Raw genomic sequence first — 14465 nt, 5'->3', positions numbered from 1 at the left:
TCGGCCCGGCGGTCCACCTCGGACCGCCGGGCGGGTGGCGGCGGCCGGCGAACGCGGTGGCCTCCGGCCGCACCGGTTGCCTAGGCTGACGCGGTGAGCTGGGTCGGTCGGCTGTTCGACGCGCGTGACACGCTCGCGCGGATCCTGCTGCTGGATCTCAGCGGCGTCGGCTACCTGGTCTTCGGCCCGCAGGGGAGCCCGGCCGCCACCGGTACGCAGTGGGCGCTGGCGGTACCGGCGTTCCTGCTGGCGCTGCTGTGCCACCGCCGGCCGCTGGTGAACCTGCTGATCCAGTCGGCGCTGCTGGTCGCCGCGCTCGCCCTGGTCGACGACGTGATGATCAACCAGGTCGGTGCGAGCTGGGCGCTGCTGGAGCTGACCATGCGGGCCACCCGGCCGCGCCAGGTCTGGCTGGGTGCCGGGCTGCTCGCCGCCGTCGACCTGACCGACCTGATCGGGCTACCGGTCCGCGCGGCGTTCACCGGCCTGTTCGGACTGGCCGTCACCGTCGGCCTGCCGCTGCTGCTCGGGCTGGTCGTGCGGACCACCCGGGAACTGGGGCGGCAGGCCGAGGAGCGGGCCGAGGCCGAGCGGCGCCGGCGCGAGTCGGAGAGCCGGGCGGCGCGCGCCGACGAACGTGGCGCCATCGCCCGGGAGTTGCACGACGTGCTCGCGCACCACGTCGCGTCGATGGTGCTGCGGGTCGGGGTGGCCCGGCACGTCCTGCCGGACCTGGACCCCCGGGTCGGCGAGGTGTTCGACGACGTGCACGCCACCGGCACTGCCGCGCTGACCGACCTGCGGCGGCTGGTGGCGGTGCTGCGCGACCCGGACGGCGTACGCGGCGATGCCGCCCTGACCGCGATCGAACCGTCGGCGCTGCCGGCCGCGCTCGGCGCGGCGGTCGACCGGGCCCGGCAGGCGGGCGTCGTGGTGGAGGCGGACGTCGACCCCGCGGTCGGCACGCTCGACGCGGTACGCGGCCAGGCCGTGCTGCGACTGACCCAGGAGGCGTTGACGAACGTGGCGAAACACGCGGGCGCGGCGGCCCGGGCCCGGCTGACCGTCTCGGTCGAGGACGGCGCGGTGCACTGGGCGGTGACCGACGACGGACGGGGCGCCGCGCCGGCCGGGGTGCCCTCCGGCGGCGGCCACGGCATCGTCGGGATGCGGGAACGGGTCGAGGTGCTCGGCGGGCGGCTGGAGGCCGGGCCCACCGGGTCCGGCTGGCGGGTCCGGACCGTACTGCCCCCGGCCGGGCCCGCCCCTCACCCGCCCCGGCCCCGCACGGGCACGCCGGAGCCGGCGTGATCCGGGTGCTGCTGGTCGACGACCAGCACCTCATCCGGGCCGGCCTGCGGATGCTCTGCGACGCCCAGCCCGACCTCGAGGTCGTCGGCGAGGCCGGCAACGGCCGGGACGCGGTCGCCCTCGCCGCCCGGCTACGCCCCGACGTGGTGGTGATGGACCTGCGGATGCCCGGCGTCGACGGGATCACCGCGACCAGCCGGATCCTCGCCGACCGGCCGGCCACCCGGATCATGGTGCTCACCACGTTCGGCGACGACGACCACCTCTACCCGGCGCTCACCGCCGGCGCCTGCGGATTCCTGCTCAAGGACGCGCCCCCGGCCGACCTGCTCGACGGCATCCGCCGCGCCGCCGCCGGAGACAGCCCGTTCAGCCCGGACGTCCTGCGCCGGCTGGTCGAACGCGCGGTGCACGCCCGCGCCGGCGCGCCCCGGCGTACGGCCGACCTGACCGCCCGCGAGCGGGACGTGCTGGACCTGGTCGCCGACGGGCTGTCGAACACCGAGATCGCCGACCGGCTGCACATCGGTGTGACCACCGTGAAGACGCACATCACCAGCCTGATGACCAAGACCGGCAGCGCCAACCGGGTACGCCTGGCGCTGTGGGCGCGCGGCGGCTGACCGGGTCACTCCTCGATCGCGCCGCCCACCGCCCGCAGGTGCGCCCGGAACGTCAGCGCCGGGTCCGCCTCCCGGGCCGCCAGGTACGCGCCGAACCCGACCTGCGCGCGCAGCGACTCCCCGGCCCGGATCCGGCCGGCCTGCCGCCGCTCGGTGTCCCGGATGGACTCGGCCAGGTCGAACAGCTCCCCGGCCCGGTCGGCGGGTACGAACAGGACACCGTCGTCGTCGGCCAGCGCCAGATCCTGCGGGCCGACGGTGAACGGCCCGATCCGGGCGTGCTCCAGCGCACCGGCCGGGCGCGCGTCCAGCTCCAGCGGCCCGCTCGGGGTGGCGCCGAGGCTGAACACCGGCAGCCCGGCCCCGACCAGGTCCGCGGTGTCGCGGTGCGCGCCCCACACCACCAGCCCGGCCAGGCCGGCGGCCCGCGCCTCCAGCACCACCAGGTCACCGACGCACGCCCGGTCGGTGCGACCGGCGTCGTCGACGACGAGCACGTCCCCGTCGGCGGCCAGCTCGATCGCCTCCAGGAAGACGTCCACGCTGCCGGCGTGCCGGGCCGGGCGGACCCGGCCGGCCAGGCGCCGCCCGGGCAGCACCGGGACGACGGCGGCCGGGGCGCAGCGGACGGGTACGCCGGCGCGCAGGCAGGCGTCGGCGACGTGGGCGGTGGTCAGCGCGGCGAAGCGCGCGGCCGGCGCGTCCTGACGGATGTCCATGCGCCGACGCTAACCAGCCGGGCCGCCGCGGGCAGGTGCCAGTCGACGCCCGGTGGCCTGCGCGGGCGGCCGGGCCGGACGGAGGCGGGCGGCCGGGCCGGGTCAGGCGACGCGGGTCGGCGGGCGGAACATGTCCGGGCGCCGTCCCGGCGTGCCCCGCCCGGCGGGCCGGCGCGGGACCGGCCGGCTCATCCGGGCCCGGACCGGCGGGCGCGCCTCCGCCTCCCCCGCACCGGCGGCCCGGCGCACGGTGCCGTTGGCGTCCTCGGGCCGGCAGCCGGTGGCCCGCAGCAGCTCGCTCTGCCCGGTCCGCAGGTCGCTGATCATCGCCTCGCCGTAGGTGCGCACCCCCTGCGACCACGCGCGCCCGGCCAGCTCGGCGCCCTGCCGTACCAGCTCACGGGTGCGTTCCAGGTCCTCCCCGGACTTGCAGGCCCGCTTCAGCTCCCGCACCGCGTCGCCGAGGCGGGCCACCGCGTCGGGCAGCGCGGGCGGGATCGGCTCGTCGTACTGCAACGCGGTGGCGGAACGGCGGGCGATCGAGCGGGCGTACAGGACCAGCCGTTCGAGGTGCTGGGTCGCGTCGGCGTACCTGCGGAACCGGGCCCGGCGGTGCCAGCGGGCGGGCGCGATGGTGACCACCTCCTCGGCCCCGCTGAGCGCGTCGTTGAGCCGCCCGATGTCCGGTTCGAGCCCGCGCAGGTCCTCCAGGGCGCGCTAGGCCGCGTCGGCGTCGCGCCGGGTCAGCGCGTGGGCGACGGCGTCGAGCTGCTCGGTGAGCCGGGTGACCACCGGTTCCACCGCCCGGTCCAGCACGCGGATCGGGTTGATCGGCAGCAGCAGCGCCACCACGAACAGGCCGACCAGGCCGCCGACCAGCGCGTCGAAGATGCGGGGCAGCTCCAGGCCGGGCTGCACCGGCGCGAGCGTGGCGATCAGCACCGCCGTACCGCCGGCCTGGCCGACGAGCGCGCCGCCGCGCCCGGCCACCAGCAGCGCGGTGGCGATGGCGAGCGTGACCACCAGGCCGGTCTGCCAGGATCCGCTGCCGAGCAGCGCGCGCAGCAGGTCACCGACCACGATGCCGAGGCCGACGCCGATGAGCAGCTCGAACGTGCGGCGGGCGCGCTGGCCGATGGCGGTGGCGATGGTGCCGACCGCGGCGGCGGGGGCGAAGACGTGCGCGCCGGGCCCGAGCAGCTCCTGGGCGAGCAGCGCGGCGAGCGCCGCGGCCAGCCCGGCCTGCGCGGCGATCACCACGGTGATCTCCAGCTGGCGCAGCCGGTTCCGCCCGGCCGCGCCACCCTCGGCGCGGGCGCGGGAGAGCGCGCGACCGCCCCGCTCGACCGCCCGGTCCAGGGGCGAGCGGACGGTGTCGGCGCGACGGTCGGTCATGACGGCGGTTACCCGGCTCCGGGCCGGTGAATCGTCCCCCGGCCGTGCCCCGCGCCGTGCCGGGTCAGCGGCGGTACGTGCGGCCGAGCAGGTCGAACAGCGCCGTCCAGTGCCGCTGCGTGGCCTGCTCGTCGTACATCGGGGTGTCCGACTGGGTGTAGCCGTGGCGGGCCCCGGCGTACACCTCGGAGCGGTAGGTCACCCCGGCCGCGTCCAGCGTCTTCTCCAGCATGGCGATCTGCTCGGCGGTCATCGACGGGTCGGCGTCGGCGTGCCCGAAGTAGAGCTCGCCGGTCACCGCGCCGAGGGCCAGGTGCGGGCTGTCCGGGGCGTCGGTGACCACGCGCCCGGCGTGGAACGCGGCCACCGCGGCGATCCGGTCCGGGAGCGCCTCGATCGCGCGCAGCGCGTTCGTGCCGCCCATGCAGTAGCCGGTGATCGCCGCCGGGCCCGGCGCGACGTCCGGGCGGGCGGCGAGGAAGTCCAGGTAGGCGGCGGTGTCGCGGGCCACCGCGTCCGGCGTCAGCGCGGCCATCATCGGCCCGATGCTCTCGAACAGGGCGGCCCGGCCGCTGTCGTCGGTGAGCGCGCGGAGGTCGATCAGCGGGGCGCGCCCGGCGCGGTGGAACAGATTGGGGGCGAGCACCACGTACCCGCGGCCGGCGATCGTGGCGGCCATCTCCGCGACCCGGGGCCGCAGCCCGAACGCGTCCATGAACAGCAGGACGGCCGGGAAGGGCCCGCCGGACTCCGGCGTGGCCAGGTAGGCGTCGGCCGTTCCGTCGGGGGTGGGTACGTCCACGATCGTCGGCTGCACTGTCGGGGCCTCCTCGCTGCGGGTTCCGGGCCGCACGCTACCCCCGGTCCGGCGGGGCCGGCGCCTCGGGCTCGCGGCCCGTTTGCCGAGGCCGAGCGTGGGAATCCCGCAGTCCCGGCGGAGGAAGGCGGCGAGATGGACCAGGATCAGTTCATCGGCGCGGTGGCCCAGCGGTGCGGCGCGTCCGCGGAGCAGGCCACCGCGATCACCCGGGCGACGTTGACCACGCTGGCCGAGCGCATCGACGGCGGGGAGGCCCGCGACCTCGCCGACCGGCTGCCGGAGGCGCTGCGGGCGTACGCGTTCGGCCCGGCCGAGACCGCCGAGCCGTTCGGGCTCGACGTGTTCGTGGAGCGGGTGAGCGGACGCGCCGACGTCGACGTGGACGCCGCCAAGGACGGGATCACGGCGGTGTTCGACGTGCTGCGCGACGCGGTCGACCCGGCCGCCTACGCGCAGGCCGTCGGGCAACTGCCCGCCGAGTTCGGCGAGGTGGCCGACCAGACCGCCCCGTACGTGCGGCGCACGGCGTGACGGGGACGCGATGAGCGAGGACGCGCTGCGCCGCCCGCCCGAGGCCGACGCGCAGGAGCAGCGGCAGGACGAGACGCTCGTCGGACCGCCCGACACGGTCGACACGGCCGTCCCCGAGGCGGCCGAGGCGGACCTGGCCGAGCAGGGCGTGCTGCGCCCGCCGAGCGACCGGGCGGGCCTGGGCGAGTCGGTGCGCGACGACCTGACCGCCGCCGACGCGGTGGAGCAGAACACGGAGATCCCGCTGCCCGACGAGGAGCACTGGGCCTGACCGGTCAGTGATCCGGGCTGTCGGCCCGGGCCATCAGCCGCAACGCGTTCGGGTCCAGGCCGATGCGTACCGGCGTCTGCCCGTACGGCTCGCCGTCGACCTCGATGCGGGCCGGCCGGTCGGTGTCCACCCACAGCTGGCGTACCGCCAGGAACGGCTCGTCGCCGAGGGTGCGGCGGTGGCCGGCCGCCGCGTTGCGCGCCGTCTCGCGCAGCAGCCCGCGCCGGGTCGGCCCACCCACCGGGTACGCGACCAGCAGCCGGTCGTCGGCGGTGGCGTCGGCGGTGATGGGCCGGCCGGCGTGGAAGCCGCCGTTCGCCACGTACACCTGATGGGTGGTGAACGTGTGCTCGCGGCCCTCGGCGCGGACCGTCACGGCCAGCGGCCGGTGCCGGGCCAGCAGCCCCAGCCCGGTCATCGGGTACGCGAGCCGCCCGACGACCCGCTTCAGCCCCGGCGGCGCGGCCTGCATGATGTCGGCGGACAGCCCGATGCCGACGTGGTTGGTGAACCGGGTGTCGCCGATCAGGCCCAGGTCGACGTCGATGACCTTGCCGCCGGTGAGCACCGCGATCGCGGCGTCCAGGTCGAGCGGGACGCCGACGGTGCGGGCGAAGTTGTTCGTGGTGCCCAGCGGCAGCAGGCCCATCGCGATGTCCCGGTGGGCGAGCAGCCGCGCGGCGGCGCCGACGGTGCCGTCGCCGCCGCCGGTGACCAGCAGGTCCGGCCCGAGGTCGGCGGCCTCGGCGAGCACCCGGTCCAGCTCGCCCGGCCGGTTCACCGGGTACGCGCCGAGCAGCGCGAAACCGGCCGCGCGCAGGCGTGCGTGGACGGTGTCGTAGAGCCGCCGGCCGCGGCGGGAGTGGGCGTTGACCACGAGCGCCGCCCGCCGTCGTTCCCGGATCGCCGTCGACAGCTCCTGCTTGGTCCGCACGGTTGCGACCCTATCCGCCGCACCGGCGGCGGATCGGCGCACGGGTGGACGACACCGGTTGTCGTCGCGACGGTCGTGATAGTCCTCCTCCTCCGCCCGCCGGGGCGGATCCGTCCGTCCGGCGGGTCACCGCATAGGGAAACCCCCGATTACGGGCGGTGACGGCGCGCCTAGCGTCGGACCCATGGCATCTGACGTGCTCACACCGGCCCGGACCGCCCGTACCCGCCACGCCCGGCTGGCTCTGCCCCTGCTGCTGCTCGCCCTGCTCGCGCCGGCCGGGTGCGACGCGGCCGGCGGTGACCAGCTCGACTCCACCACCGGCGACGTCGCCGAGGACGCGGGCCCGGACGCCGGCGCGATGGGCGGCGGCCCGCCGCCGTGCCCGTTCACCGCCGCCCAGGTGTCCGAGATCGTCGGACAGACCATGCGCGCCGACGGCAACTGCCTGTTCGGCGACGGCAAGGGCGTGGCCAGCCTGACCGTCACCACCGCCTCGGCGACCGCCGGCATGATGACCTACGACTACCAGTACGACCAGGCCGGCAAGCAGTACGAGAAGGTCGTCGACCTGGACCGGGGCGAGCGCGGCTACCTCGCGGTCAAGGACGTCCACGGTGAGGCGGTGCTGATCGACGGCAAGGGCACGTACACGCTGACGATCAGCAGCTTCGGCGGCGGCACCGCCGGCAACGAGAAGATCCTGCGCCGCGCGCTCGACGCGATCCCGGGCTGAGGGGGCAGGCGTGCGAACCCGCCGACTGATCGCGCTCGCGCTGGCCGCGACCCTGCTCACCGCGTCCACCGGCTGCGGTGACGACGACGCGCCGACGACAGCCGGCGGTGCCCCGGCCGGTGCGGGCGCGCCGGCCCCGGAGCCGACCGGGGAGGCGCCGACCGAGCCGGGCGCGGAACCGGTGGACGACGCCGTCCCGGAGGCGTGCGCGCTGGTGTCGAAGGCCGAGGCGGAACGCCTCGCCGGCACGCCGCTGGACGAACCGGTGGTGGCCGGGCAGTCGTGCACCTACACCGGACCGGTGACCGGGCCGACCGCCCAGGTCGAGGTGTACGTGGGCGAGGGCGCCAAGAAGTACCTCGACATCGAACGGCAGCTCGGGCACGAGATGCGTGAGCTGGCCGGGACGGCCGACGAGGCGCTGCTCACCGCCGAGGGGTTCTTCCTGCGCAAGGGCGAACTGTGGGTCGCGGTCCGGCTGGTCCGGCTCAACGACCCGCAGGAGAACCGGGCGCCGCTGGAACGGCTCGCCCGTACCGCCGCCGGCCGGATGTGAGGCGGCCGGTGCGCGGCCGCCCCGGATCCCGCCGATCGTGGCGTCAGGGGGCCGAGCCGGAGCGCCGCCGTCTACCGCAACCAGGAGGTGATCCCGCCCGTCTCGATATGCGGACAGCTTCCGGGCTGGGCCGCGCCGACGCTGGGTTCGCGGGCGCGGCTGTGCCACCATCCCGCCATGGACGCCGCACTGGTCGGCCGCGACGCGGTCGTCGAGCGGGTGTGGCGTGCCCTGACCTCCGGTACGCCGGTGCTGCTCGACGGTCCCAGCGGCATCGGCAAGACCGCGCTCTGGCGGGCCGTGGTCGCCCACGCCGGGCGGACCGGCTGGCGGGTGCTGTCCGCCGCGCCCACCGAGGCCGAGACCGCCCTGCCGTACGCGGCACTCGCCGACGTGCTCCGCCCGCTGGCCGACGCGCTGCCAGGGCTGCCCGCGCCGCAACGGGTCGCGGCCGACATGGTGCTGCTGACCGGTGAGCACGACGGCGCGGTGGACGAGCGGGCGGTGGGCGCGGCCACCCGTACGCTGCTCGACGCGGCGGTCACCGATGCGCCCCGGGTCCTGCTCGCGGTCGACGATCCGCAGTGGCTGGACCCGCCGAGCGCCCGGGCGCTGCGGTTCGCGCTGCGCCGGCTGACCCGGTGGCCCGCCGTCCTGGCCACCCACCGCACCGGGGACAGCCCGCCGGTCCCGGTGCCGCTCGGCCTGGACGACGACCCGACCGGGCGGCATCCGGTGCTGCGCGCCGACGTACCCCCGCTCACCCCGCCCGACCTGCACCGCGTCCTGGCGGCCCGGCTCGGCGGCACGCTCAGCCGTCCGCTCACCGACCGGCTGGCCCGCGACGCCGACGGCAACCCGCTGCTGGCGATCGAACTGGCCCGGGCGGTGCTGCGGCTGCCCCGCCCGCCCGCGCACGACGAGGATCTGCCGGTACCGCCGTCGCTGCGCCTGCTGCTCGCGCAGACGCTGCGGGCGCTGCCCGGACCGAGCCGGGACGCGGTGCGGCTGGCCGCGCTGCTGACCGTACCGACCCTGCGGGATCTGGCGGCGGCGGGCGTGCCGGCCGGGGCGCTGGACGCGGCCGAGGACGCCGGGCTGGTCGTGGTCACCCCGAGCCGGATCGACTTCGCGCACCCCCGGTACGCGGCGGCGGTGCGCGAGAGCATCCCGCCCGGGGCCCGGCGGCGGCTGCACGCGCTGCTCGCCGGCGCGGTCGCCGACCCGGACGAGCGGGCCCGGCACCTGTCCCGGTGCACTGCGGCGCCGGACGCCGCCGTCGCCGCCGACCTGGCCGCCGCCGCGGCCCGGCAGCGGATGCGCGGCGCGTCCGCGCTCGCCGCCGACTGGTACGCCCGGGCGGCCGAGCTGACCCCGCCGTCCGCCACCGCCGACCGCGACCGGCGTCGCCTCGACGCGGTGCAGTGCCGCATCGACAGCGGCGACTACGCGGCGGCCGGGCGGGCCGCCGAGGCGGCGGCCGGCGAGCTGACCGGCGCCGAGCGGGGCGAGGCGCTGCTGTTGCGCGCGCTCGTCGCGTGGTGCGCCGACGACCTGGTCACCGCCGTCCGGGTCGCCGAGCAGGCGCTCGCCGCCGCCGGGCCGGACGGCGACCTGGCCGGGCGGATCCACACGCACCTGACCATGTTCCACGACCAGCCGGAGCCCGCCCGCCGGCACGCGCGGGCCGCGATCGCCCGGCTGTCCGACCGGGACGAGCACCGGCCGCTGCTCACCGCCGCGCTGCTGCTGCTGTTCTTCCACGAGGTACGCGCCGGCGGCCCGGCGCCCACCGACCTGCTGGACCGGGCACTGTCGCTGGAGGCGGGCGAGCCGTCCTTCCTGGCCGGTTCGGTGCCGGCGATCTGGTGGAAGTCGGTCGACGACCACGACCGGGCGCGGTCCCGGCTGCACGTGATGCTGGACCTGGCGGTGGCGCGCGGCGACGACCCGCTGCGGCACGAGGTGCTGACCCACCTCGGCGAGACGGAACTGCTGGCGGGGCGCTTCGCCGAGGCCGGTACGCACATCGCTGCCGCCCGTGACCTGGGTGAGCAGCTGGGCACCGGGCTGGTGGGCGAGAGCTGGCTGGCCGGTGTGCTCGACGCGCACCGGGGACGGCTGGCGCAGGCGGGCGCCGCCGCCGCCGGGCTGCGCCGCGACGACGACCTCGGTGACGCGTGGAGCCGGCGACTGCACCACCAGCTCACCGGGCTGGTGGCGCTGGCCTCCGGGGAGTGGGCCACCGCCGCGGCGGCGTACGGCGCGCTCGCCGCCGACCTGGACGGGTCCGGCATCGCCGAACCGCTGGGGCAGCGCTTCGAGCCGGACTGGATCGAGGCGTGCGTGGGCGCCGGTGACCTGGACACCGCGCACGCCGCGCTGGACCGGCTGGCCCGGCGCCACAGCAGGCTGCCGCGCCCGTGGACGACGCTCGGCCTGGCCCGCAGCCGGGTGCTGCTGGCCGGGGCGACCGGGGCGGATCCGGGCGAGGCGCTGGACGCGCTGACGCAGGCCCGGGCCGCGGTGCCGGAGGCGGTGCTGCCGCTGGACCGGGCCCGCTGCCTGCTCACCGCCGGCCGCGCGTACCGGCGGGTGCGGCGTCGGCGGGAGGCCCGGGCGGCGCTCGACGCGGCGGTGGCCGAGTTCGACGCGCTCGGCGCGTCCGCGTTCGCCGACCGGGCGCGGGCGGAGCTGGGCCGCGTCGGCGCCCGCACCCCGGCCCCGACGACGCTCACCGCCACCGAGGAGCGGGTCGCCCGGCTCGCCGCCCGGGGCCAGACCAACCGGCTCATCGCCGACGCGCTCTACATCAGCCCGAAGACGGTGGAGGCCAACCTGGCCCGGGTCTACCGCAAGCTGGGCATCGCCAGCCGCGCCGAGCTGGGCGCGGCGATGGGCCGGCCGCCGGGCGACTGAGCGGTCAGGACGCTGCCAACGCGTCCAGGTGCGCCCCGAGCAGCTCCCGGGCGCGCGCGGGCGGCATCCGCTCGGGGTACAGCAGCGCGTGCAGCGCGAGCCCGTCGAGCAGGGCGTGCAGCCGGGCGACCGCCTCGGTGCCGGCAGCCGGTTCCCCGGTGAGCAGCGCGACCGCGAACTCGACGACGCGGCGGATGCCGTCGTCCGCGTCGGCCATCCGGGCCCGCGCGGCCGGATCGGTCTGGGCGCGCGCGGCCAGCAGCAGCCACACCTCGGCCTCGCGGACGCGCTGGCGGTCCAGCGGCAGCAGTTGTTCCAGGATCCGCTGGGCGACCTCGCGCGGGCTGCCGGTGCGGTCGCCGGTGGTGATCCGCTCGGCCGCCTCGGCCTGCACGTGCTCCATGGCGAACACCAGCAGCTCGGTCTGGGTGGCGAAGTAGTGCCGCAGCGCGCTCGGTGACCACCCAGCCTCGGCCGCGATGCTGCGTACGGTGGCGGCGCCGACGCCGTCGCGGTAGACGACCCGCCACATCGCCTGCGCCAGTTCGGCACGGCGCGCGTCGTGGTCGACGATCTTGGGCACGGGCCCCTCCGGGAGCTGGTTGACGACCGCTGCTACGGTTGTTGTCGCACAGCGTACTAAAAAAGGAGACCGCATGCTCGTGGCAGTGATCGTCGGATGCGAGGTGGCGTTCTGGGTGGTGCTGCTCGCCGGACTGATCGCCCGGTACCCGCTGCGGCGGCCCCGCCTCGGCGCCGCCCTGCTGATCGCCGTGCCGGTCGTCGACCTCGTGCTGCTGGCCGCCACGATGATCGACCTGCGCCGGGGTGCGACCGCCACGTTCGCCCACGGCCTCGCCGCCGCGTACCTCGGGTTCTCGGTGGCGTTCGGGCACAGCATGGTGCGCTGGGCCGACCAGCGGTTCGCACACCGGTTCGCCGGCGGCCCTCCCCCTCGCCGGGCCCCCAGGTACGGAATGGCGCGGGCCCGGCACGAGTGGCGCGAGTGGGGCAAGGGCATGATCGGCTGGGCGGTCGCCTGCGCCGTGCTGCTCGCCGGCATCGCCGTGGTCGGCGACGGCGATCGCACCGCCGAGCTGTGGGCGTGGACCGGCCGGCTCACCCTGGTGATGGCGGGCTGGCTGGTGTTCTGGCCGGTCGCGTACACCGTCTTCCCGAAGCGGGCGCCGCGCGACGCATGAGGGGCAGCTCAGCCGGCGTCGGCGTCCGGCCAGGCGGCGCGGACCAGCATCGGCAGCACCTCGCCGGCCGGGCCGCGCAGGTTCACGGCGCAGATCGCGTCCAGCGGCGTCGGCACCGGGTTCACCTGCACCACCGGCGCGCCGAGACGGGCCGCCACGAGCGGGATCTCGGCGGCCGGGTGCACGAGCGCCGAGGTGCCGACCGTCAGCAGCAGGTCGCAGCCGGACGCGGCCTCGACCGCCGCGCTGAGCGCCGTCTCCGGCAGCGCCTCGCCGAACCAGACCACGCCGGGCCGTACCGGCGCGCCACAGCCGGCGCACGCGGGCGGCGTCAGCGGCCCGTCCGGCGGTCCCGGCGTTTCGTCGGGCGCCGCCGCGTCGCCGGGCGCCACACCGGCGCCCGGGGCCGCCGCGTCCTCGCGGATCGGCGCGGGGCGGGCGCAGGCCGAGCAGCGCGGCGCGAACAGGCTGCCGTGCAGGCGTACCGGGGCGGGCACACCTCCACGCTCGTGCAGGTCGTCGACGTTCTGCGTGATCACCACTGTCTCCGGGCGCCGGGCCTGGATCGCCGCCACCGCCCGGTGCCCCGGATTCGGTAGCGCCCGGCGCACCCCGTGCCGGCGTGCCTCGTACCAGCCCCAGACCAGCGCCGGGTCGGCCCGGAACGCCGCAGGCGTCGCCAGCTCCTGCGGGTCGTACCGCTGCCAGAGCCCGGTCTGGGCGTCCCGGAACGTCGGCACGCCGCTCTCGGCCGACATGCCCGCCCCGGTGAACACCACCGGCCGTCGCGCGGCGGCGAGCAGCCGGCCCGCCTCGGCCAGCTCCGGCCCGGTCACACGTCCACCGTCAGCCGCACGTCGACCCGGTCACCCAGCTCGATCCCCTCCGCCCGGCGCGCCGCGACGCGCAGCGGCACCACGTACCGGCCGTCCTTGGGCCACAGCGACGTCCGCCAGCCGGTGCCACCGATGCGGACCGTCACCGGGATCATGCCCCAGCCGTAGGTGACCGACGCCGAGGCGGCCTCGATCGCCGCGCTCTGCTCGTCGGGCACTGTGACGAAGTGGTACGGCGCCGGGCCGCGCCAGAACCACACCTCGCCGCTGAACGCCAGCTCCATCCGGTCAGGATAGGGGCCGGCACCGACAGGCCGGAGCAGCCGCAACGCGGCCACCGTCACCCCCAGGCGGACGCCGGGGCCGGCCGGGGGCTACAGGCTCATCGGCACGGGGTCGGTGGCCAGCGCCCGGAACCGCTCGCGCGGGTCGGCCACGAGCCGCCGCCCGGTGAGGTCGAGCAGCCCGCCGACGCCGGTCACCGAGGCGACAGGGGTGCCGTCGGCACGGGTGAACTCCTGGCCGATCCGGAACGTCTTGCCCTCGCCCCAGTGGAACTCGCAGGTCACGTCGACCTCGTCGCCGCCGCGCAGCTCCCGCAGGTAGCGCACCGTCACCTCCAGCGCGACCGGCCCGACGCCGCCGGCGAGCAGCCGGTCCTGGCCGATGCCGGACGCGCGCAGGCACTCCCAGCGGGCGTGCTCGGCGTACTGGAGGTAGACCGCCTGGTTGAGGTGCCCCTGCGTGTCGAGTTCGTAGCCGCGCACGGTGACGCGTACCCGGAACGGATCTGCCATGCCGGCAGCCTAGCCACCGGCGCCGACAAAACGGCGTGCGGTCCGGGCCGCGCGGCCGTAGCCTGCCCGGCGTGACCCTGGAGATCGTGACACTGGCGCAGCGGCCCGACCTGGCGCCGCTGCTGGACACCGACTTCGACGGTGCCTGGCCGCCGTTCATGCTCTGGGATCCGATGGGCGCGCTCTACTACGCCGTCGCGGACGAGTTGTACCCCGAGTTCGTCCTCGCCGCCGTCGACCCGGCCGAGCCGGGCCGGGCCGTGGCCCGGGGGTACGCGGTGCCGCTGCGCTGGACCGAGGACGAGCTGCCCGACGGCGGCTGGGACCGGGTGATCCAGCGGGCCACGCTCGGCCGGCTCACCGGGTCCGCACCCAACCTGGTGTCCGCGCTGGAGATCTGCGTGCGCCCGGACCGGCGCGGCGGCGGGGTGTCCGGGCTGATGCTCGCGGCCATGCGCGCGGCGGTGGCCCGCGCCGGCTTCGACACGCTGGTGGCACCGGTGCGCCCGAACGGCAAGGCCGCCGTCCCGGACGTGCCGATGACCGAGTACGTGGCCCGGCGCGGCCCGGACGGGCTGCCGGCCGACCCGTGGCTGCGGGTGCACGTCCGCGCGGGCGGGGTCGTCGAGCGGATCGCGCCCCGCTCGATGACGGTGACCGGCACGCTCGCCGACTGGCGGCGCTGGACCGGGCTGCCGTTCGACACCTCCGGGCCGGTGCACGTGCCGGGCGCGCTGGCGCCGGTGCTCGTCGACGTCGACCACGACCACGCCGCGTACGTCGAGCCCAACGTGTGGGTGCGCCACCGGCTCTGA

18 protein-coding genes are annotated in these 14465 nt (G+C 76.9%); 9 read left to right on the top strand and 9 right to left on the bottom strand.

The window, feature by feature from the left end; translation table 11 throughout:
• The first annotated feature begins 93 nt into the window (after positions 1 to 93).
• Entirely contained in the window at positions 94 to 1311 is a 1218-nt protein-coding gene (locus ABIH81_RS23020) for a histidine kinase (protein WP_349876969.1), read from the top strand.
• Complete coding sequence (locus tag ABIH81_RS23015; protein WP_349876968.1) at positions 1308 to 1934, top strand: response regulator transcription factor; 627 nt, start codon at positions 1308 to 1310, stop codon at positions 1932 to 1934. The genes ABIH81_RS23020 and ABIH81_RS23015 overlap by 4 nt, the downstream gene beginning before the upstream one ends.
• Positions 1935 to 1939: 5 nt before the next feature.
• On the opposite strand, the gene ABIH81_RS23010 is transcribed toward ABIH81_RS23015, so the two are convergent.
• From ABIH81_RS23010 to ABIH81_RS22995, 4 genes are all read right to left on the bottom strand, one after another.
• Positions 1940 to 2653, bottom strand: coding sequence for an RraA family protein (locus ABIH81_RS23010; protein ID WP_349876967.1), 714 nt, complete (start codon positions 2651 to 2653; stop codon positions 1940 to 1942).
• A 102-nt stretch (positions 2654 to 2755) separates the two neighbouring features.
• A complete protein-coding gene (locus tag ABIH81_RS23005; RefSeq protein ID WP_349876966.1) occupies positions 2756 to 3295 on the bottom strand; it encodes a hypothetical protein in 540 nt (179 codons plus the stop codon).
• A 75-nt stretch (positions 3296 to 3370) separates the two neighbouring features.
• Complete coding sequence (locus ABIH81_RS23000; RefSeq protein ID WP_349876965.1) at positions 3371 to 4048, bottom strand: FUSC family protein; 678 nt, start codon at positions 4046 to 4048, stop codon at positions 3371 to 3373.
• Positions 4049 to 4112: 64 nt separating this feature from the next.
• On the bottom strand, positions 4113 to 4865 hold the full coding sequence (locus ABIH81_RS22995) for a dienelactone hydrolase family protein (protein ID WP_349876964.1): 753 nt from the start codon (positions 4863 to 4865) through the stop codon (positions 4113 to 4115).
• Between the two features lie 135 nt (positions 4866 to 5000).
• Between ABIH81_RS22995 and ABIH81_RS22990 the strand changes: the two genes are divergently transcribed.
• Both ABIH81_RS22990 and ABIH81_RS22985 read left to right on the top strand, forming a co-directional pair.
• Positions 5001 to 5399, top strand: a complete 399-nt coding sequence (locus ABIH81_RS22990; protein WP_349876963.1) for a DUF2267 domain-containing protein — start codon at positions 5001 to 5003, stop codon at positions 5397 to 5399.
• Between the two features lie 10 nt (positions 5400 to 5409).
• The gene (locus ABIH81_RS22985; protein ID WP_349876962.1) at positions 5410 to 5670 is read left to right on the top strand and encodes a hypothetical protein; all 261 of its coding nucleotides are present in this window, start codon (positions 5410 to 5412) and stop codon (positions 5668 to 5670) included.
• A gap of 4 nt (positions 5671 to 5674) precedes the next feature.
• Here the strand turns inward: ABIH81_RS22985 and ABIH81_RS22980 are convergent, their stop codons facing one another.
• Positions 5675 to 6604, bottom strand: coding sequence for a diacylglycerol kinase family protein (locus ABIH81_RS22980; protein WP_349876961.1), 930 nt, complete (start codon positions 6602 to 6604; stop codon positions 5675 to 5677).
• 184 nt (positions 6605 to 6788) lie between these two features.
• Between ABIH81_RS22980 and ABIH81_RS22975 the strand changes: the two genes are divergently transcribed.
• The 3 genes from ABIH81_RS22975 (at position 6789) to ABIH81_RS22965 (ending at position 10815) form a co-directional block, all read left to right on the top strand.
• Positions 6789 to 7340, top strand: coding sequence for a hypothetical protein (locus ABIH81_RS22975; protein ID WP_349876960.1), 552 nt, complete (start codon positions 6789 to 6791; stop codon positions 7338 to 7340).
• A gap of 10 nt (positions 7341 to 7350) precedes the next feature.
• The gene (locus tag ABIH81_RS22970; RefSeq protein WP_349876959.1) at positions 7351 to 7896 is read left to right on the top strand and encodes a hypothetical protein; all 546 of its coding nucleotides are present in this window, start codon (positions 7351 to 7353) and stop codon (positions 7894 to 7896) included.
• A 177-nt stretch (positions 7897 to 8073) separates the two neighbouring features.
• A complete protein-coding gene (locus ABIH81_RS22965; RefSeq protein WP_349876958.1) occupies positions 8074 to 10815 on the top strand; it encodes an AAA family ATPase in 2742 nt (913 codons plus the stop codon).
• Positions 10816 to 10819: 4 nt separating this feature from the next.
• On the opposite strand, the gene ABIH81_RS22960 is transcribed toward ABIH81_RS22965, so the two are convergent.
• Positions 10820 to 11398, bottom strand: a complete 579-nt coding sequence (locus tag ABIH81_RS22960) for a TetR family transcriptional regulator C-terminal domain-containing protein (RefSeq protein WP_349876957.1) — start codon at positions 11396 to 11398, stop codon at positions 10820 to 10822.
• Between the two features lie 73 nt (positions 11399 to 11471).
• Between ABIH81_RS22960 and ABIH81_RS22955 the strand changes: the two genes are divergently transcribed.
• Positions 11472 to 12017 carry a hypothetical protein gene (locus ABIH81_RS22955; protein ID WP_349876956.1) on the top strand — a complete coding sequence of 182 codons (546 nt, stop codon included), beginning with the start codon at positions 11472 to 11474 and terminating at the stop codon, positions 12015 to 12017.
• Positions 12018 to 12025: 8 nt separating this feature from the next.
• On the opposite strand, the gene ABIH81_RS22950 is transcribed toward ABIH81_RS22955, so the two are convergent.
• The 3 genes from ABIH81_RS22950 to ABIH81_RS22940 form a co-directional block, all read right to left on the bottom strand.
• Positions 12026 to 12853, bottom strand: a complete 828-nt coding sequence (locus ABIH81_RS22950) for an NAD-dependent deacylase (RefSeq protein WP_349876955.1) — start codon at positions 12851 to 12853, stop codon at positions 12026 to 12028.
• Positions 12850 to 13137, bottom strand: a complete 288-nt coding sequence (locus ABIH81_RS22945) for a DUF1905 domain-containing protein (protein WP_013286479.1) — start codon at positions 13135 to 13137, stop codon at positions 12850 to 12852. Before ABIH81_RS22945 ends, ABIH81_RS22950 begins: the two co-directional genes overlap by 4 nt.
• Positions 13138 to 13227: 90 nt before the next feature.
• Positions 13228 to 13650: an acyl-CoA thioesterase gene (locus tag ABIH81_RS22940; RefSeq protein WP_047892492.1), complete on the bottom strand. Its 423-nt coding sequence runs from the start codon at positions 13648 to 13650 to the stop codon at positions 13228 to 13230.
• A gap of 71 nt (positions 13651 to 13721) precedes the next feature.
• Here ABIH81_RS22940 and ABIH81_RS22935 point away from each other — a divergent pair, with 71 nt between their 5' ends.
• Positions 13722 to 14465, top strand: coding sequence for an N-acetyltransferase (locus ABIH81_RS22935; protein ID WP_349876954.1), 744 nt, complete (start codon positions 13722 to 13724; stop codon positions 14463 to 14465).

The organism is Micromonospora sp. HUAS YX12 (assembly GCF_040215685.1).
In the GTDB taxonomy this organism is placed as follows: Bacteria; Actinomycetota; Actinomycetes; order Mycobacteriales; family Micromonosporaceae; genus Micromonospora; species Micromonospora tulbaghiae.
Note: the sequence above shows the minus strand (reverse complement) of the source record. Positions and strands in the feature narration are given on the sequence as shown.